The organism is Pseudomonas sp. FBCC-B1667, assembly GCF_059133255.1.
In genome coordinates, this window is record NZ_CP101437.1 from 5,145,394 (window position 1) to 5,164,200 (window position 18,807).

Here is an 18,807-nt window from a genome sequence, read left to right on the forward strand (position 1 = left end):
CCCGCGCCCACATTCGATCTCAGTCCTTCTGGAAGAACTCGGTCAACTGTGGGCGCGGGCTTGCCCGCGAAGGGGCCAAAATATTCAGCACACCTCCCGGATCAGCTCAGTCCATCCGCCCCAGCGATGTCCAAAGCAACTGCGCCGCATACCCTCGACAAGGTCGCCACGCCTCGGCGCGCAGCAACAACTCCCGCGCCGTCACCGGCACGCCTTCAAGTGCCGCCAATGCCTTGATCAACCCCACATCCCCGGACGGAAACGCATCCGGCTCACGCAATTGACGCAAGGCAATGTACTGCGCCGTCCAGTCACCAATCCCGTGCAACGCCAACAACCGCGCCACACCGCCCTCCCGCCCTGGCTCAAACAAGAGCGGATCATCCAACAGCGCCTGGGCCACGCCAGACAAGGTCCGCCCGCGGCTTTTCGGCATGCCCAACGTCGCCAGATCCGCCTGAGCCAACACCTGCGGCTCAGGAAACACATGGCTCAATCCCGCCAATGGCGACTGCAACGGCACGCCATACTGCGCGACCAATTTACCCGCCAGCCGGATCGCCGCGCCCACGGTAATCTGCTGCCCCAGCACGGCGCGAATCGCCAGTTCCAACCCATCCCAGGCCCCCGGCACTCGCAAGCCCGGACGCTCGGCAATCAAGCGCGCCATCAACGGGTCCTGCTGCAACTGCCGGTGAATCGTCGGCAAATCCGCATCCAGATCAAACATCCGCCGCACTCGCCCGACGATCTCGGGCACCGCCGACTCATCTGGAAAATCCAGCGTCAGTTCAAGTGCATCACCGTCCGCCGGCCCGATCGAAAACGTACCGTGAACGCCGTTCAATCCGATGCTGCGCGAGTACACTCCATCGGTCACGACCTCCATGCCGGCCACCGCCCGCGCCGTCAAAAACCGCAACATCGCCGCCCCGTCATACGGTGGTTGATACGCCAGCAACAACCTCACAACGACAGCACACCGCTGTACAACCCATAGGCGGCCAGCCCGGCGCCAATCAGGACACTGGTAAAAATGCCCTTCTCGATGTGAGTGAACAACGGCTCGCCCTGTTCATGCTTGGCCTTGGCAAACAGAATCACCCCCGGCGCATACAGCAGCGCCGACAGCAGCAGGTATTTGACCCCGCCGGCATAGAGCAACCACACCGCATACCCCAGCGCGATGCCGCCGATCATCAGGTCTTTGGTGCGCTCGGCGCTGGCGTGTTCGTAGGTTTCGCCGCGCCCGCTCAACAACACCGCATACGCCGCCGACCACAGGTACGGCACCAGAATCATCGACGACGCGAGGTAGATCAGGCTGGTGTAAGTGCCGGCGGAAAACAGGGTAATCAGCAAGAAGAGCTGGATCATCACATTGGTCAGCCACAGCGCGTTCACCGGCACATGATTGGCATTTTCCTTTTTCAGGAAGGCCGGCATGGTCTTGTCCTTCGCCGTGGCGAACAGGATCTCGGCACACAGCAGCGCCCAGGACAGCAACGCGCCCAACAGCGAAATCGCCAGGCCGACACTGATCAGCAGCGCGCCCCAGGGCCCGACGATGTGCTCCAGCACCGCTGCCAGAGACGGGTTTTGCAAGTTCGCCAATTGCGGCTGGCTCATGATGCCCAGCGACAAAACGTTCACCAGCACCAGCAACGCGAGCACCCCGAGAAAGCCGATGACCGTCGCCCGGCCCACGTCCGAGCGTTTCTCCGCGCGCGCCGAATACACACTGGCGCCTTCAATGCCGATAAACACGAACACTGTCACCAGCATCATGTTGCGCACCTGGTCCATCACCCCGCCGAAACTCGGGTTGCTGCGACCCCAGATGTCCCGGGTAAAGACGTCGGCCTCGAACGCAACAGCGGCAATGACGATAAACATGATCAGCGGCACGATCTTGGCCACGGTGGTCACTTGATTGATGAACGCCGCCTCCTTGATCCCGCGCATCACCAGAAAATGCACGGCCCACAGCAGCACCGAAGCGCAGCCGATGGCAATCGGCGTGTTGCCCTGGCCAAACACCGGGAAGAAATAACCGAGGGTGCTGAACAGCAGCACGAAATAACCGACGTTGCCCAGCCAGGCACTGATCCAGTACCCCCAGGCCGACGAGAACCCCATGTAGTCACCGAAGCCGGCCTTGGCGTAGGCATAGACACCGGAGTCCAGTTCGGGTTTGCGGTTGGCCAGGGTCTGGAACACGAATGCCAGGGTCAGCATGCCGACAGCGGTGATGGCCCATCCGATCAGCACCGCCCCTGCATCGGCCCGCGCTGCCATGTTCTGCGGCAACGAGAAAATCCCGCCGCCAATCATCGACCCCACCACCAGGGCGATCAGTGCGCTCAAGCGTAGCTTTTGCGTCGGTTGTGACATTCCTGCATCTCCATTTTTTTCCACAGTCGGCCAGGGCTGTCATGTTCTTGAAACCGTCATAGGGTTGGGTTAACTAAATAGGTACAGCGTAATAACGTTTATTAGATAACGCCATTTCAGGCCCTTTTATTTATAACCGATCACGCTATGAACGGCATTCAAAAGAGCGATTTCGTGGGTCAATCCTAATTATTCAATCTCGCACTGGAAAGGGGCGCCAAATAGTTGCGAAAAAGCCAAAACAAACTAATTTAAAGATCGCCAGCCAAACTCTCTTATTTCGGATAGCGCTGAGCAAGCCCTCTGGATTAGCCTTCTTCGGCAATCCGTCAGTGGCCTCAGCAACATCCAAAAGTCTTTTATTAACAATGGAATGCGCCAATCACTGATCTAAGTCAGATAGTTGAACAATTAACAGATTTACTCTGTTGTCTCTCTTCTCCTGCACTGGAGTCATGCGATGTCTGAATCCCCCGGAAAACTGAAACTCGGTGCATTGGTTGCACTGGTAGTCGGCTCAATGATTGGTGGCGGGATTTTCTCTTTGCCACAAAACATGGCTGCCAGTGCCGACGTTGGTGCGGTCCTGATTGGCTGGGCCATTACCGCCGTCGGCATGCTCACGCTGGCCTTCGTCTTTCAAACCCTGGCCAACCGCAAGCCTGATCTGGATGGCGGGGTGTACGCCTACGCCAAAGCCGGTTTCGGCGACTACATGGGTTTCTCTTCCGCCTGGGGGTACTGGATCAGTGCCTGGCTGGGCAACGTCGGCTACTTCGTTCTGCTTTTCAGCACCCTAGGCTATTTCTTCCCGATTTTCGGTGAGGGCAACACGGTGGCAGCCATCATCGGTGCATCGGTACTGCTCTGGGGTGTGCATTTCCTCGTGTTGCGCGGGATCAAGGAAGCGGCGTTCATCAACCTGGTGACCACGGTCGCCAAGATCGTGCCGCTGGTGCTGTTTGTCTTGATCGCGATTTTCGCCTTCAAACTGGACATCTTCACCGCCGACATCTGGGGCCTGAAAAACCCGGACCTGGGCAGTGTGATGAACCAGGTGCGCAAAATGATGCTGGTCACCGTGTGGGTGTTCATCGGCATCGAGGGCGCAAGTATTTTCTCGGCCCGCGCTGAAAAACGCAGCGACGTGGGTAAAGCCACCGTCATCGGCTTCATCACTGTGCTGCTGTTCCTGGTGCTGGTGAACGTACTGTCCCTGGGGATCATGACCCAACCGGAACTGGCCAAGCTGCAGAACCCGTCGATGGCGGCCGTGCTCAAGCATGTGGTCGGTGATTGGGGCGCGGTGCTGATCAGCGTCGGGCTGATCATCTCGCTGCTGGGGGCCTTGTTGTCGTGGGTGCTGCTGTGTGCGGAGATCATGTTCGCCGCCGCCAAGGACCACACCATGCCGGAGTTCCTGCGCAAGGAAAACGCCAACCACGTGCCGGTCAACGCGCTGTGGCTGACCAACGCGATGGTCCAGCTGTTCCTGATCATCACCCTGTTTTCGGCCAGCACTTACCTGTCACTGATCTACCTCGCCACCTCGATGATCCTGGTGCCTTACCTGTGGTCGGCGGCGTATGCGCTACTGCTGGCGGTGCGCGGCGAGACGTACGAGAACGACTCGGGCGAACGCACGAAAGACCTGTTGATCGGTGTCATTTCGGTGGTCTACGCGGTCTGGCTGGTCTATGCCGGCGGCACCAAATACCTGCTGCTGTCCGCCCTGCTCTATGCGCCCGGCGTGATCCTGTTCGCCAAGGCCAAGCGGGAACTGGGCAAACCTGTTTTCACCAACGTCGAGAAGCTGATTTTTGCAGCCGTAATCATAGGTGCCGTAGTGGCAGCCTACGGCCTGTATTCCGGCTTCCTGACCCTGTAACACCTGAATGATTTGTCATCTGGAGGATCACTGTAATGACCACGGAAAAAGTTAAGTACGGCGTGCATTCCGAAGCCGGCAAACTGCGCAAAGTCATGGTTTGCTCCCCCGGCCTGGCCCACCAGCGGCTCACCCCGAATAACTGTGACGAACTGCTGTTTGACGATGTGCTGTGGGTCGCCCAAGCCAAGCGTGACCACTTCGACTTTGTCACCAAAATGCGCGAGCGCGGGATCGACGTTGTGGAAATGCACAACCTGTTGACCGACATCGTCGCCATTCCCGAAGCGCTGGACTGGATTCTGGAGCGCAAGGTCACCGCCGATTCGGTGGGTTTGGGCCTGATCAACGAAGTGAAGTCCTGGCTGAAAAGCCTGGAGCCGCGTCATATCGCCGAGTTCCTGATTGGCGGTGTCTCCGCCGATGACCTGCCGGACAGCTTTGGTGGCAAGACCATCCAGATGTTCCGCGACTTCCTCGGCCACTCCAGCTTCATTCTGCCGCCGCTGCCGAACACCCAGTTCACCCGCGACACCACCTGCTGGATCTACGGCGGCGTGACCCTGAACCCGATGTACTGGCCAGCGCGCCGTCAGGAAACCCTGCTGGCCACCGCCATCTATAAATTCCATCCGCAGTTCACCAACGCCGAATTCGAGATCTGGTACGGCGACCCGGACCAGGATCACGGCAGCTCCACCCTTGAAGGCGGCGACGTGATGCCGATCGGCAACGGTGTGGTGCTGATCGGCATGGGCGAGCGTTCGTCCCGCCAGGCCATTGGTCAACTGGCGCTCAACCTGTTCAAGAACAACGCCGTGGAAAAAGTCATCGTCGCCGGCCTGCCAAAATCCCGCGCAGCGATGCACCTGGACACCGTGTTCAGCTTCTGTGACCGCGACCTCGTCACCATTTTCCCCGAAGTCGTAAACCAGATCGTCGCCTTCACCCTGCGTCCCGACGAGAAAAAACCGGGCGGCATCGACATCCGACGCGAAGACGGTACGTTCCTCGACACCGTGGCCAAGGCCCTCAACCTGAAAGCATTGCGGGTGGTGGAAACCGGCGGCAACAGCTTTGCCGCCGAGCGCGAACAGTGGGACGACGGTAACAACGTGGTGGCCGTGGAGCCGGGCGTGGTTATCGGTTATGACCGCAACACCTACACCAACACCTTGCTGCGCAAGGCGGGTATCGAGGTCATCACCATCAGCGCCGGCGAACTCGGGCGTGGACGCGGGGGCGGCCACTGCATGACCTGCCCGATCATTCGTGACCCTATCGACTATTAATCTTTGAGCCCGACCTCACCCTCATAAAGTGTGAGGTCGGGGGATAACCGAAACCTAAGGAGATCCACCATGGCTTTTAATATGCGCAACCGCAGCTTGCTGAGCTTGATGCACCACACCACTCGCGAGCTCAACTACCTGATCGACCTGTCCCGGGACCTCAAGCGCGCCAAGTACACCGGCACCGAGCGTCCACATCTGCAAGGCAAGAACATCGCGCTGATCTTCGAAAAAACCTCGACCCGCACCCGTTGCGCCTTCGAAGTCGCGGCCCATGACCAAGGGGCCCACGTCACTTACATCGATCCGGTGTCGTCGCAGATCGGCCACAAAGAAAGCATGAAAGACACCGCCCGCGTGCTGGGCCGGATGTTCGACGCCATCGAGTACCGTGGCTTCGAACAGGAAATCGTCGAAGAGCTGGCCAAGTTTGCCGGCGTGCCGGTGTTCAATGGTTTGACCGCTGAATTCCATCCGACGCAAATGATCGCCGACGTGCTGACCATGCGTGAGCACAGCGACAAGCCGATGCATGAAATCAGCTACGCCTACCTCGGTGATGCGCGCTACAACATGGGCAACTCGCTGCTGATGATCGGCGCCAAACTGGGCATGGACGTGCGCATTGCCGCACCGAAAGCACTTTGGCCACACGCGGATTTTATCGCCCAGTGCAAAGCCTTTGGCGAAGAAAGCGGCGCGCGCATCACCATCACCGAAGACCCGCAAGAGGCGGTCAAAGGCGTGGATTTCATTCACACCGATATCTGGGTGTCGATGGGTGAGCCGGTGGAAGCGTGGGACGAGCGCATCGAGCAACTGCTGCCGTACCAGGTCAACGCGAAAATGATGAAAGCCTCGGGCAACCCGCGCGTGAAGTTCATGCACTGCCTGCCGGCGTTCCATAACAGCGAAACCAAGGTCGGCAAGGACATCGCCGCGCGTTATCCGCACCTGGCCAATGGCGTTGAAGTGACTGAAGAAGTCTTCGAATCGCCGGCTAACATCGCCTTCGAGCAAGCGGAAAACCGCATGCACACCATCAAGGCGATATTGGTGTCGGCGTTGGCGGATATCTAACAGTCTCACCCGGCTCCCACTGACAAAATACGGTCAATGTGGGAGCGGGCTTGCTCGCGCCCACAGTGGACCGAGTCACTTGCCAGCTCTCTGTAGAAGGACTGCATTATGCGTATCGTCGTAGCTCTGGGCGGTAACGCCCTGCTCCGCCGTGGTGAACCCATGACCGCGGACAACCAGCGCGCCAACATCCGGATCGCCACCGAACAAATCGCCAAGATCCATGCCGGCAACCAACTGGTGATCGCCCACGGTAATGGCCCGCAGGTCGGCCTGTTGTCGCTGCAAGCCGCGGCCTACACCTCGGTGTCCCCTTACCCGCTGGACGTGCTCGGTGCCGAAACCGAAGGCATGATCGGCTACATCATCGAACAGGAACTGGGCAACCTGCTGGACTTCGAAGTGCCCTTCGCGACCCTGCTCACCCAGGTCGAAGTCGACGCCAACGACCCGGCGTTCCAGAACCCCACCAAACCGATCGGCCCGGTGTATGCCAAGGCCGAAGTGGAAAAACTCGCCACCGAGAAAGGCTGGGCGATTGCCCCGGACGGCGACAAATACCGTCGTGTGGTGGCCAGTCCGAAACCAAAACGTATCTTCGAGATCCGCCCGATCAAATGGCTGCTGGAAAAAGGCAGCATCGTGATCTGCGCCGGTGGTGGCGGCATCCCGACCATGTACACGGCGCCGGGCAAACTGGAAGGCGTGGAAGCGGTGATCGATAAAGACCTGTGTTCGGCGCTGCTGGCCGAACAACTTGAAGCCGATATTCTGGTGATCGCCACCGACGTCAGCGCCGCCTTCATCGACTACGGCAAGCCGACCCAGAAAGCCATCGGCCAGGCTCACCCGGATGAAATGGAAAAACTCGGCTTCGCCGCAGGCTCCATGGGACCCAAGGTTCAAGCCGCTTGCGAGTTCGCCCGCCACACTGGAAAAACTGCGGTAATCGGTTCACTCTCGGACATTGAAGCGATCGTCCAGGGCAAGGCAGGTACGCGCATCAGCACGGCGAAACCTGGCATTACTTACTTGTAGGGAGAGACGTCCATGGCACAGTTTGAACCGGGTCACTTACACATCGAGCGTCACGCGCTGACCCCGGATGATGTCAGTTACAACATTCACCTCTACTATGAGGTGAGCAAGGGTCCCAAAGGGGAAAAAGGGATGCAGTTCAGGATGGAAGGCAGCATTCAGGACAAGGACATGAAAGAGTCCTTTTTTCTGCCCAAGGTCGAGGCCTACAACTTCGCCAGCAACGTGACGAAAATCGCCGAGCAGTACGGCATTCCAAAGACACACAGCCAGATCGGCTCGGTTCACAAGCATTACGATTTGATGTTTGAAGACATTCGCGTGCAGCTCGACATGAAATCCGGCGACCCGGTAGACCTCGAGAAATTCGAGTAACCCACACTCCCCCTGTAGGAGTGAGACCGGCTTGCCGGCGATAGCGGACTGATATTCGCCATGGATGTCGACTGATGCACCGCTATCGCCGGCTTGCCGGTCTCACTCCTGCAAGGGATCGGTGTAGGCCCTGAAATCCTGAGCCGGATTTCACCTTCCCCGTCCGCCAAGGCATACTTGCGCCCCTCCGCACTCCAGAACCAAAAACCGCCCCATGCGTATCCACGTCAGTTTCATCGACCGCGTCGGTATCACCCAGGAAGTCCTGGCCCTGCTCGGTGGGCGTAATCTCAATCTGGACGCGGTGGAAATGGTCCCGCCCAACGTTTACATCGATGCCCCGACCCTGAGCCCGGAAGTTCTCGAAGAGCTGCGCGATGCGCTGTTCAGCGTGCGTGGCGTGCAAGCGGTGACGGTGGTCGACATCCTTCCCGGCCAGCGCCGACACCTGCAACTCGACGCATTGCTCGCGGCCATGACCGACCCGGTACTGGCCCTGGACAGTGCCGGCAAAGTGTTGCTGGCCAACCCGGCATTGATCGCGCTGTACGGGCGCGAACCGGCCGGTGAAAGCATCGCCGATCTGTTTGCCGACCCGGCGCTGCTCGACACCTTGCTGGAACAGGGCTTTCGCCTGCCGCTGCGGGAGATCACGGTCAACGGTCAGACCTTGCTGCTGGACGCCACGCCGATCACCGACGCGGGCGCCCTGCTGACCCTGTATCAACCCAACCGCATCGGCGAACGCCTCTCGGCGCTGCACCATGATCACGCCGAAGGATTCGACGCTTTGCTCGGCGAATCGCCGGTGATCCGTACCCTCAAGGCACGCGCGCAACGGGTGGCCGCACTCGATGCGCCGTTATTGATTCAGGGCGAAACCGGCACCGGCAAGGAATTGGTTGCCCGCGCCTGCCATGCCATCAGCGCTCGGCACAGTTCGCCATTTCTCGCGTTGAACTGCGCGGCATTGCCGGAGAACCTCGCCGAAAGTGAATTGTTTGGCTACGCCCCCGGCGCCTTTACCGGCGCGCAACGAGGCGGCAAACCGGGGCTGATGGAACTGGCCAACCAGGGCACGGTGTTTCTCGATGAAATCGGTGAGATGTCGCCGTATTTGCAAGCGAAACTCCTGCGTTTTCTCAATGACGGCAGCTTTCGCCGGGTCGGCGGTGATCGTGAGGTCAAGGTCAATGTGCGAATTCTCAGCGCCACCCACCGCGATCTGGAAAAAATGGTCAGCGAAGGCAGCTTCCGCGAAGACCTGTTTTATCGCCTTAACGTGTTGAACGTTGAAGTCCCGCCCCTGCGCGAACGTGGCCAGGACATTCTGTTGCTCGCCCGCTACTTCATGCAGCAGGCCTGCGCGCAAATCCAGCGTCCGGTCTGTCGCCTGGCACCAGGCACCTACCCGGCACTGCTGGGCAATCGCTGGCCGGGCAACGTGCGGCAATTGCAGAACGTGATTTTCCGCGCCGCGGCGATTTGCGAAAGCACCCTGGTCGACATCGGCGACCTCGACATCGCCGGCACCTCGGTGGCGCGCCAAAGCGACAGCGACGTCGACAGCCTGGAGCAGGCGATGGAAGCGTTCGAGAAAACCCTGCTGGAAAAACTCTACGTCAGCTACCCCTCGACCCGCCAACTGGCCAGCCGCCTGCAAACTTCACACACGGCGATTGCCCATCGGTTGCGCAAGTACGGCATACCCAACAAGCCCTGAGGTTGAGGTTGACCCCCCCCACAGGTTTTGTGTGTTATCTGAAACTCCTGCTCAAAAACGACCTCCACCTGTACTGAAAGCGCTACAGCGGAACGATATCGCTACACCCCTCCCCGATGACGGCTGTGCAAGGCTTTGATCCACCTCAGCTTTCTTCCCTGACTTTGTCCGTATCGATTTCGCTACAGCGAGCGAATTTGCCAGCCCTGTAAAACACCCCAAACCACTGATTAATAGAGATAAAACCAACATTGGCCGTGTTCTTGCTATGTAGTCCGTCATAACAGGGCTTTTGCCCAAGCATTCAATAGCGTCCACCAGACGAGTCTGGCCCCCCAGGAGTTCTCATGAGCGATTTGCGTTTTACTGAAGATCACGAATGGCTGCGCACCGAAGCTGACGGCACTGTTACTGTCGGCATCACCGCTTTCGCACAGAACGCTTTGGGCGACGTGGTTTTCGTACAACTGCCTGAGCTGCAGTCCTACGACAAAGGCGCTGAAGCCGCCACCGTGGAATCGGTAAAAGCCGCCAGCGGTGTCTACATGCCGCTCGACGGTGAGGTGCTGGAAGTCAACCCGGCACTCGACAACAGCCCTGAACTGGTCAACGAAGATCCGCTGGGCGAAGGCTGGTTCTTCCGCTTCCAGCCAAGCGACGCCTCTGCCGTCGCCCAACTGCTGGATCAGGACGCCTACGACCGTCTGATCAAAGCCCAAGCCGACGCCTGAGGAGCAACCGACATGACTATCAATCTGACCACCGCCAACGAATTCATCGCCCGTCACATCGGCCCGCGTGCCGGCGACGAGCAAGCCATGCTCAACAGCCTCGGCTTCGACTCGCTGGAAGCCCTGAGCGCCAGCGTGATCCCGGACAGCATCAAAGGCACCAGCGTCCTGGGCCTCGAAGACGGCCTGAGCGAAGCTGACGCGCTGGCGATGATCAAAGGCATCGCGGCCAAAAACCAACTGTTCAAGACCTACATTGGCCAGGGCTACTACGGCACCCACACGCCGTCGCCAATCCTGCGCAACCTGTTGGAAAACCCGGCCTGGTACACCGCCTACACCCCGTACCAGCCAGAAATTTCCCAGGGCCGTCTCGAAGCGTTGCTGAACTTCCAGACCCTGATCAGCGACCTGACCGGCCTGCCGATTGCCAACGCTTCCTTGCTCGATGAAGCCACCGCTGCTGCCGAAGCCATGACCTTCTGCAAACGCCTGAGCAAGAACAAGGGCAGCCACGCCTTCTTCGCCTCCGTGCATTGCCACCCGCAGACCCTCGACGTGCTGCGCACCCGTGCCGAGCCGCTGGGCATCGACGTGGTGGTCGGCGACGAACTCGAACTGACTGACGTGACGCCGTTCTTCGGCGCGCTGCTGCAATACCCGGCCAGCAACGGTGACGTGTTCGATTACCGCGAGCTGACCGAACGCTTCCACGCTGCCAACGCACTGGTGGCGGTGGCCGCTGACCTGCTGGCCCTGACCGTGCTGACCCCGCCCGGCGAATTCGGTGCCGACGTGGCCATCGGTAGCGCCCAGCGTTTCGGCGTTCCGCTGGGCTTCGGTGGTCCGCACGCGGCGTACTTCTCTACCAAAGATGCGTTCAAGCGCGACATGCCGGGCCGTCTGGTCGGTGTTTCGGTGGACCGCTTCGGCAAGCCAGCCCTGCGCCTGGCCATGCAAACCCGCGAGCAACACATCCGTCGCGAGAAAGCCACGAGCAACATCTGCACCGCCCAGGTGCTATTGGCCAACATCGCCAGCATGTATGCCGTGTACCACGGTCCGAAAGGCCTGACCCAAATCGCCAACCGCGTGCATCACCTGACCGCCATTCTGGCCAAAGGCTTGAACGCTCTGGGCCTGACCGTCGAACAAGCCAGCTTCTTCGACACCCTGACCCTGGCCACCGGCGCGCAAACCGCCGCGCTGCACGACAAGGCACACGCCCGGCAGATCAACCTGCGCGTCATCGACGCTCAGCGTCTGGGCCTGTCGGTGGACGAAACCACCACCCAGGCTGACATCGAAACCCTGTGGGCGCTGTTCGCCGACGGCAAGACCCTGCCGGACTTCGCCGCGCTGGCCGCCTCGGTACAGAGCACCCTCCCAGCTGCGCTGGTGCGTCAATCGCCGATCCTCAGCCACCCGGTGTTCAACCGTTATCACTCGGAAACCGAGCTGATGCGCTACCTGCGCAAGCTGGCCGACAAAGACCTGGCGCTGGACCGCACCATGATTCCGCTGGGTTCGTGCACCATGAAACTCAACGCTGCCAGCGAAATGATTCCGGTGACCTGGGCTGAATTCGGTGCCCTGCACCCGTTCGCCCCGGCCGAGCAAAGCGCCGGCTACCAACAACTGACCGACGAACTGGAAGCGATGCTTTGCGCCGCGACCGGTTACGACTCGATCTCGCTGCAACCGAACGCCGGTTCGCAAGGTGAATACGCTGGCCTGCTGGCCATCCGCGCCTACCACCAGAGCCGCGGCGAAGACCGTCGCGACATCTGCCTGATCCCGTCGTCCGCCCACGGCACCAACCCGGCCACTGCCAATATGGCTGGCATGCGTGTGGTCGTGACCGCTTGCGACGCACGCGGCAACGTCGACATCGAAGACCTGCGCGCCAAGGCGATCGAGCACCGCGAACACCTCGCCGCACTGATGATCACTTACCCGTCGACCCACGGCGTGTTCGAAGAAGGCATCCGCGAAATCTGCGGCATCATTCATGACAACGGCGGCCAGGTGTACATCGACGGCGCCAACATGAACGCGATGGTCGGCCTCTGCGCACCGGGCAAGTTCGGCGGCGACGTGTCACACCTGAACCTGCACAAAACCTTCTGCATCCCCCACGGCGGTGGCGGCCCGGGCGTCGGCCCGATTGGCGTGAAATCGCACCTGACCCCGTTCCTGCCGGGCCACGCACAGATGGAACGCAAGGAAGGCGCGGTCTGCGCGGCACCGTTCGGCAGCGCGAGCATTTTGCCGATCACCTGGATGTACATTCGGATGATGGGCGGCGCCGGCCTGAAACGCGCTTCGCAGCTGGCGATCCTCAATGCCAACTACATTTCCCGTCGCCTGGAAGAGCATTACCCAGTGCTGTATACCGGCAGCAACGGCCTGGTCGCGCACGAATGCATCCTCGACCTGCGTCCGTTGAAAGACAGCAGCGGCATCAGCGTTGACGACGTCGCCAAGCGTTTGATCGACTTCGGCTTCCACGCCCCGACCATGTCGTTCCCGGTCGCCGGCACGCTGATGATCGAGCCGACCGAAAGCGAATCCAAGGAAGAACTGGACCGTTTCTGCGACGCCATGATCCGCATCCGCGAAGAAATCCGCGCGGTGGAAAACGGCACTCTGGACAAGGAAGACAACCCGCTGAAGAACGCTCCGCACACCGCAGCGGAAATTGTTGGCGAGTGGACGCATCCGTACAGCCGCGAGCAAGCGGTGTATCCGGTGGCCTCCCTGATCGAAGGCAAATACTGGCCACCGGTCGGTCGCGTCGACAACGTGTTTGGTGATCGCAACCTCGTGTGCGCCTGCCCGTCGATCGAAAGCTACGCTTAAACGGATAAGGGGGTGGGTCTACTCGCCCCCACATTCAAGAACACCACAAAACCCTGTGGGAGCGAGCTTGCTCGCGATGGGGGCGTGTCAGTCGACATCAATGTTGAATGTCAGGCCGACATCGCGAGCAAGCTCGCTCCCACAGGGTTCGGTACCAGGCATCAGATTTCGCCCATACCTATAACAAGAAACCGGAGAACAACCATGTCGTTAAGCGTGTTCGACCTGTTCAAGATTGGCATCGGCCCCTCCAGCTCCCACACCGTCGGTCCGATGCGCGCAGCCGCGCGTTTTGCCGAAGGTTTGCGCCGCGAAGAGCTTCTGGCGGCAACCACCTGCGTCAAAGTCGAGCTCTATGGCTCGCTCGGCGCCACTGGCAAGGGCCACGGCAGCGACAAGGCTGTGTTGCTCGGCCTTGAAGGTGAACACCCGGACACCGTGAATACCGAAACCGTCGCCGCCCGCCTGCAAGCAATCCGTGGCAACGGTCGCTTGAACCTGCTCGGCGAACACAGCATTGCGTTCAACGAGAAAGAACACCTGGCGATGATTCGCAAACCCTTGCCCTATCACCCCAACGGCATGATCTTTCGCGCCTTTGACGCCGCCGGTCTGCAGATCCGCAGTCGCGAGTACTACTCGGTCGGCGGTGGTTTTGTGGTCGATGAAGACGCCGCCGGTGCCGACCGCATCGTCGAGGACGCCACACCGCTGACCTTCCCGTTCAAAAGCGCCAAGGACCTGCTCAGTCATTGCACCACCTACGGCCTGTCCATCAGCCAAGTGATGCTGACCAACGAAAGTGCCTGGCGCCCGGAAGCGGAAACCCGCGCCGGTTTGTTGAAGATCTGGCAAGTGATGCAAGACTGCGTCGATGCCGGTTGCCGCAACGAAGGCATCTTGCCTGGCGGCTTGAAGGTCAAACGTCGCGCCGCAGCCCTGCACCGACAATTGTGCAAAAACCCGGAATCGTCGTTGCGCGATCCGTTGTCGGTGCTGGACTGGGTCAACTTGTACGCCCTGGCGGTCAATGAAGAAAACGCCAATGGCGGACGCGTCGTGACCGCACCCACAAACGGCGCGGCCGGGATCGTTCCGGCGGTCTTGCATTACTACATGCGCTTCATTCCCGGCGCGACCGAAGACGGCGTCGTACGTTTCCTGCTGACGGCGGCGGCCATCGGCATTCTCTACAAAGAAAACGCCTCGATCTCCGGCGCCGAAGTCGGTTGCCAGGGCGAGGTTGGCGTGGCCTGTTCCATGGCGGCCGGTGCCTTGTGTGAGGTCCTGGGCGGGACCGTGCAGCAAGTGGAAAACGCCGCGGAAATCGGCATGGAACATAACCTCGGCCTGACGTGTGACCCGATTGGCGGGCTGGTGCAAGTACCTTGCATCGAGCGCAACGCCATGGGGTCGGTCAAGGCGATCAACGCGGTGCGCATGGCCCTGCGCGGCGACGGTCAGCACTTCGTCTCCCTCGACAAGGTCATCCGCACCATGCGCCAGACCGGCGCCGACATGAAAAGCAAATACAAGGAAACCGCCCGCGGCGGTTTGGCGGTCAACATTATCGAGTGCTGATGCTCACGCGCACTGCACACTTTTTCAGGAGCTGGATATGTCCACCGAACAATTGCTGAAAACCCCGCTGCACGCACTGCACATCGAGCTCGGCGCACGCATGGTGCCGTTCGCCGGCTATGACATGCCAGTGCAATACCCGCTCGGCGTGATGAAAGAACACCAGCACACCCGTGATCAGGCCGGACTGTTTGACGTGTCGCACATGGGGCAGATCCGCCTGACCGGCGCCAACGCCGCCAAGGCCCTGGAAACCCTGGTGCCGGTGGACATCATCGACCTGCCGGTGGGCATGCAGCGCTACGCGATGTTCACCAACGAAAACGGCGGCATTCTCGACGACCTGATGGTGGCCAACCTCGGTAACGACGAACTGTTCCTGGTGGTCAACGCGGCCTGCAAGGACCAGGACCTGGCACACCTGCGCAAGCACATTGGCGAGCAGTGCACTATCGAGTCGCTGTTCGAAGAACGCGCGCTGCTCGCGCTGCAAGGCCCTGCCGCCGTCACCGTGCTGACGCGTCTGGCACCTGAAGTGTCGAAGATGACCTTCATGCAGTTTGCCCGCGTAAAACTGCTGGGCGTGGATTGCTTTGTCAGCCGCTCGGGCTACACCGGAGAAGACGGCTTCGAAATCTCGGTACCGGCCGCCAATGCCGAAGCCTTGGCTCGCGCGCTGCTGGCTGAACCAGAAGTGGCGGCCATCGGCCTCGGCGCCCGCGATTCGCTGCGCCTGGAAGCCGGCCTGTGCCTCTATGGCCACGACATGAACACCGAGACCACCCCGATCGAAGCGAGCCTGCTGTGGGCCATCTCCAAGCCTCGTCGTGCCGATGGCGCACGGGCCGGCGGTTTCCCTGGCGCTGAAACCGTGTTCGCACAACAACAAGGTGGCGTCAGCCGCAAGCGCGTCGGTCTGCTGCCTCAGGAACGTACGCCGGTGCGTGAAGGCGCAGAAATCGTCAACGAAGCTGGCGACATCATCGGCACCGTTTGCAGTGGCGGCTTCGGTCCGACCCTGGGCGCCCCTCTCGCCATGGGTTACCTTGACAGCGCTTATATCGCTATCGACACACCTGTATGGGCGATTGTCCGTGGGAAAAAGGTGCCTTTGCTTGTAAGCAAAATGCCATTTGTTGCACAACGCTACTATCGCGGCTGATTGACTGTTTCTATAAGTAACGCGGTTGCGTTAACAGTGCACTAATGTGTAACGCAACCGCCATAAAACAGTGCATATCTTTATAGCCAGCTTTCGTTTATGAACGTTGCTTATAACGATCGAAAACGAGGGAACAGCGACAACGAATAAGACAGCACTAGTGGATCGACTAATACCCTCAACCTGAGCAAATCCGGGCCTCTGACGGGGCTTGTTTTTTCTCCCGTAGTTGGCGTAGAGTTTGATCACTGTGTTTGCATGGGTCGCTTGGAATCGTGACCTGGGCAGTAGCCTACAAGTTAGCTACATCCCGTTCGACGTCTTCTTACTCTCCTGCAACCAGCCCCAGTACTCTTTCATGAGAAGGAGACTGCCATTAATTTTTGCGTCAAAGGAAATAAGAAATGTCCCAACGTCAGAGCGGTACCGTCAAGTGGTTTAACGACGAGAAAGGTTTTGGTTTTATCACTCCTGAAAGCGGTCCGGATCTGTTCGTGCATTTCCGCGCCATCCAGGGCAACGGCTTCAAGAGCCTGAAAGAAGGCCAGAAAGTGACTTTCGTAGCTGTGCAAGGCCAGAAAGGCATGCAGGCTGACGAAGTACAAGCAGAAGCCTAATCTTCTGTTACGAAAAAGCCCCTGATGCTGACATCAGGGGCTTTTTTGTGCGCGTAAATCCGTAAAATGGCTTCTTTTTCCGCCCAGAGGCTGCCATGTCGAAACACCTGCTCAATCCCCAGGGCGACTTTCCCGCCGCCACCCTGGGTCGTCGCCTGGCAGCGATGTTCTATGACTTCCTGTTGTGTACCGCCCTGCTGATCGTGACCAGTGGCGTCTACAAGATGATCCAGATGGCGATCCTCGGCGAAGAGAAAATGCGCACCCTGACTGAAGCCGGCGCGCTGGACGGGGACCCATTACTCTCGACGGTGCTGCTGTTTGTGCTGTTCGGTTTCTTCGCCAAGTTCTGGACCTGGTCGGGCCAGACCCTCGGCATGCAGGTGTGGTGCATCCGTGTGCAGAATGCCGATGGCTCGTCCATCAGCCTGTGGCAGGCGTTGTTGCGCTTTGTGGTGTCGATTGCTTCTTGGCTCTGCGTGGGCCTGGGGTTTATCTGGCCATTATTTGATAAGCAGAAACGCAGCTGGCATGACATGTACTCCAACACTCAGCTTGTGCGCATCCCGAAGAAAACCCGGTAATTCAGCCATACAGACACCATTGTGGGAGCAAGCTTGCTCCCACAGGTTTTTCAGGACTGGCTCAACGATCTCAGGCGTTACCGGCCAGCTTCATCCGCGCAGCCTGAGTAAAGTCCAGCATGCGCTTCAACGGTCGAATCGCCTGCGGAATCAACGCCGGATCCACAAAGATCTCGTTCGCCCCCTCTTTCAAGCCCTTCAGCGTGCGCTCTAGGGTGTTCATTGCCATCCAGGGGCAGTGCGCGCAACTGCGGCAGGCTGCGCCGTTACCGGCCGTTGGCGCCTCGATGAAGACCTTGTCCGGACACAGCTGCTGCATCTTGTAGAAGATGCCGCGATCAGTGGCGACGATCAGGGTCTTGTTCGGCAGGCGCTGGGCCGCTGCGATCAACTGACTGGTGGAACCAACGGCATCCGCCAACTCGATCACCGAAGTCGGCGATTCCGGATGCACCAGAATGGCGGCATCCGGGTACAGCGCCTTCATGTCTTCAAGCTGCTTGGATTTGAACTCTTCGTGAACGATGCAAGCACCGTCCCACAGCAGCATGTCCGCACCGGTCTGGCGCTGAATGTAGGTGCCCAGGTGTTTGTCCGGACCCCAGATGATGGTCTCACCGTTATCCATCAGGCTTTCGACGATTTCGAGCGCACAGCTGGATGTCACCACCCAGTCCGCCCGCGCTTTGACCGCCGCCGAGGTGTTGGCATACACCACCACTGTGCGTTCCGGATGCTGATCACAGAACGCCGAAAACTCGTCCACCGGGCAACCCAGGTCCAGTGAGCAGGTCGCTTCCAGAGTCGGCATCAGAATGCGTTTTTCAGGATTGAGGATTTTCGCGGTTTCGCCCATGAACTTCACCCCGGCGACCAGCACGGTCTTGGCCGGGTGAGCACTGCCGAAGCGCGCCATCTCCAATGAGTCGGACACGCAACCACCAGTTTCTTCGGCCAGAGCCTGAATCACCGGATCGCAATAGAAGTGGGCCACCAGCACCGCGTCCTGAGCCTTGAGCTCGGCGGCGATGGCAGCACGATAATAAGCCTCTTCCTCAGCGGTCAGCGGCTTGGGCTGCTTGGCGTCGAGGTGAGCTTGAACCAGAAGGCGTTCGGAAATCTGCGTCATGTTCGCAAGACCTGCAGGCGCTTTCGCGCGAAAGTCGAGTATACACCCGGCTCCGGACCCATCAGGGTACCGCCGGGAGAGTGAGTATTCATCAGGCACGGACAGCGTTGAAGTTGCGCAAGGCTACAGAATATCCCGCGGATGCAAAAGATGATTATGACTTGCGTCACGCAGTCCAGCCCAGAGCCTGAGCGACCTCAAATCGCGGGCAAAAAAAAATCCGGAAATCCTCACTTGCGTGGGCCTTCCAGACTTTTAAAACTGCTACAAAAATGGTGGGTCGTGTGGGATTCGAACCTACGACCAATTGGTTAAAAGACAATTGGACTATGGAATCGCTGGAAGCCCCGT

Annotated in this window: 15 protein-coding genes; 12 read left to right on the forward strand and 3 right to left on the reverse strand. The window is 59.5% G+C overall.

The window, feature by feature from the left end:
* Positions 1-106: 106 nt before the first annotated feature.
* Positions 107-970: a DNA-3-methyladenine glycosylase family protein gene (locus NL116_RS23805; protein ID WP_494374291.1), complete on the reverse strand. Its 864-nt coding sequence runs from the start codon at positions 968-970 to the stop codon at positions 107-109.
* Positions 967-2,394, reverse strand: coding sequence for an arginine-ornithine antiporter (gene arcD / locus NL116_RS23810; protein ID WP_494374292.1), 1,428 nt, complete (start codon positions 2,392-2,394; stop codon positions 967-969). The genes NL116_RS23805 and arcD (NL116_RS23810) overlap by 4 nt, the downstream gene beginning before the upstream one ends.
* 460 nt (positions 2,395-2,854) lie before the next feature.
* Here arcD (NL116_RS23810) and arcD (NL116_RS23815) point away from each other — a divergent pair, with 460 nt between their 5' ends.
* The 12 genes from arcD (NL116_RS23815) to NL116_RS23870 all read left to right on the forward strand — a co-directional run bounded on the left by arcD (NL116_RS23815) (position 2,855) and on the right by NL116_RS23870 (position 17,327).
* Positions 2,855-4,282, forward strand: coding sequence for an arginine-ornithine antiporter (arcD, locus tag NL116_RS23815; RefSeq protein ID WP_494374293.1), 1,428 nt, complete (start codon positions 2,855-2,857; stop codon positions 4,280-4,282).
* 35 nt (positions 4,283-4,317) lie between these two features.
* A complete protein-coding gene (gene arcA, locus NL116_RS23820; RefSeq protein ID WP_494374294.1) occupies positions 4,318-5,574 on the forward strand; it encodes an arginine deiminase in 1,257 nt (418 codons plus the stop codon).
* Positions 5,575-5,643: 69 nt separating this feature from the next.
* The gene (locus NL116_RS23825; protein WP_494374295.1) at positions 5,644-6,654 is read left to right on the forward strand and encodes an ornithine carbamoyltransferase; all 1,011 of its coding nucleotides are present in this window, start codon (positions 5,644-5,646) and stop codon (positions 6,652-6,654) included.
* A gap of 108 nt (positions 6,655-6,762) precedes the next feature.
* Entirely contained in the window at positions 6,763-7,692 is a 930-nt protein-coding gene (arcC, locus tag NL116_RS23830; RefSeq protein WP_494374296.1) for a carbamate kinase, read from the forward strand.
* Positions 7,693-7,704: 12 nt separating this feature from the next.
* Entirely contained in the window at positions 7,705-8,067 is a 363-nt protein-coding gene (locus NL116_RS23835; protein ID WP_494374297.1) for a DUF5064 family protein, read from the forward strand.
* A gap of 214 nt (positions 8,068-8,281) precedes the next feature.
* Positions 8,282-9,790 carry a transcriptional regulator GcsR gene (gcsR, locus tag NL116_RS23840; protein ID WP_494374298.1) on the forward strand — a complete coding sequence of 503 codons (1,509 nt, stop codon included), beginning with the start codon at positions 8,282-8,284 and terminating at the stop codon, positions 9,788-9,790.
* 347 nt (positions 9,791-10,137) lie between these two features.
* A complete protein-coding gene (gene gcvH / locus NL116_RS23845; protein ID WP_494374299.1) occupies positions 10,138-10,521 on the forward strand; it encodes a glycine cleavage system protein GcvH in 384 nt (127 codons plus the stop codon).
* Between the two features lie 12 nt (positions 10,522-10,533).
* Entirely contained in the window at positions 10,534-13,383 is a 2,850-nt protein-coding gene (gcvP, locus tag NL116_RS23850) for an aminomethyl-transferring glycine dehydrogenase (protein ID WP_494374300.1), read from the forward strand.
* 204 nt (positions 13,384-13,587) lie between these two features.
* Positions 13,588-14,964 (forward strand): L-serine ammonia-lyase, encoded by a 1,377-nt coding sequence (locus tag NL116_RS23855; protein ID WP_494374301.1) that lies wholly within the window; start codon positions 13,588-13,590, stop codon positions 14,962-14,964.
* 37 nt (positions 14,965-15,001) lie between these two features.
* Positions 15,002-16,126, forward strand: coding sequence for a glycine cleavage system aminomethyltransferase GcvT (gcvT, locus tag NL116_RS23860; protein WP_494374302.1), 1,125 nt, complete (start codon positions 15,002-15,004; stop codon positions 16,124-16,126).
* A 404-nt stretch (positions 16,127-16,530) separates the two neighbouring features.
* Positions 16,531-16,743: a cold-shock protein gene (locus tag NL116_RS23865; RefSeq protein WP_003175786.1), complete on the forward strand. Its 213-nt coding sequence runs from the start codon at positions 16,531-16,533 to the stop codon at positions 16,741-16,743.
* A gap of 95 nt (positions 16,744-16,838) precedes the next feature.
* Entirely contained in the window at positions 16,839-17,327 is a 489-nt protein-coding gene (locus NL116_RS23870; protein WP_494374303.1) for an RDD family protein, read from the forward strand.
* A gap of 70 nt (positions 17,328-17,397) precedes the next feature.
* Here NL116_RS23870 and nadA read toward each other — a convergent pair whose 3' ends face one another.
* Positions 17,398-18,456: a quinolinate synthase NadA gene (gene nadA, locus NL116_RS23875; RefSeq protein WP_494374304.1), complete on the reverse strand. Its 1,059-nt coding sequence runs from the start codon at positions 18,454-18,456 to the stop codon at positions 17,398-17,400.
* Between the last annotated feature and the right edge of the window lie 351 nt (positions 18,457-18,807).

Excerpts from the sequence above, each read along its gene's own strand:
- arcD (WP_494374292.1), bottom strand. The coding sequence starts at position 2,394 with ATGTCACAACCGACGCAAAAGCTACGCTTGAGCGCACTGATCGCCCTG.
- arcD (WP_494374293.1), top strand. The coding sequence starts at position 2,855 with ATGTCTGAATCCCCCGGAAAACTGAAACTCGGTGCATTGGTTGCACTG.
- arcA (WP_494374294.1), top strand. The coding sequence starts at position 4,318 with ATGACCACGGAAAAAGTTAAGTACGGCGTGCATTCCGAAGCCGGCAAA.
- NL116_RS23825 (WP_494374295.1), top strand. The coding sequence starts at position 5,644 with ATGGCTTTTAATATGCGCAACCGCAGCTTGCTGAGCTTGATGCACCAC.
- arcC (WP_494374296.1), top strand. The coding sequence starts at position 6,763 with ATGCGTATCGTCGTAGCTCTGGGCGGTAACGCCCTGCTCCGCCGTGGT.
- NL116_RS23835 (WP_494374297.1), top strand. The coding sequence starts at position 7,705 with ATGGCACAGTTTGAACCGGGTCACTTACACATCGAGCGTCACGCGCTG.
- gcsR (WP_494374298.1), top strand. The coding sequence starts at position 8,282 with ATGCGTATCCACGTCAGTTTCATCGACCGCGTCGGTATCACCCAGGAA.
- gcvH (WP_494374299.1), top strand. The coding sequence starts at position 10,138 with ATGAGCGATTTGCGTTTTACTGAAGATCACGAATGGCTGCGCACCGAA.
- gcvP (WP_494374300.1), top strand. The coding sequence starts at position 10,534 with ATGACTATCAATCTGACCACCGCCAACGAATTCATCGCCCGTCACATC.
- NL116_RS23855 (WP_494374301.1), top strand. The coding sequence starts at position 13,588 with ATGTCGTTAAGCGTGTTCGACCTGTTCAAGATTGGCATCGGCCCCTCC.
- gcvT (WP_494374302.1), top strand. The coding sequence starts at position 15,002 with ATGTCCACCGAACAATTGCTGAAAACCCCGCTGCACGCACTGCACATC.
- NL116_RS23865 (WP_003175786.1), top strand. The coding sequence starts at position 16,531 with ATGTCCCAACGTCAGAGCGGTACCGTCAAGTGGTTTAACGACGAGAAA.
- NL116_RS23870 (WP_494374303.1), top strand. The coding sequence starts at position 16,839 with ATGTCGAAACACCTGCTCAATCCCCAGGGCGACTTTCCCGCCGCCACC.
- nadA (WP_494374304.1), bottom strand. The coding sequence starts at position 18,456 with ATGACGCAGATTTCCGAACGCCTTCTGGTTCAAGCTCACCTCGACGCC.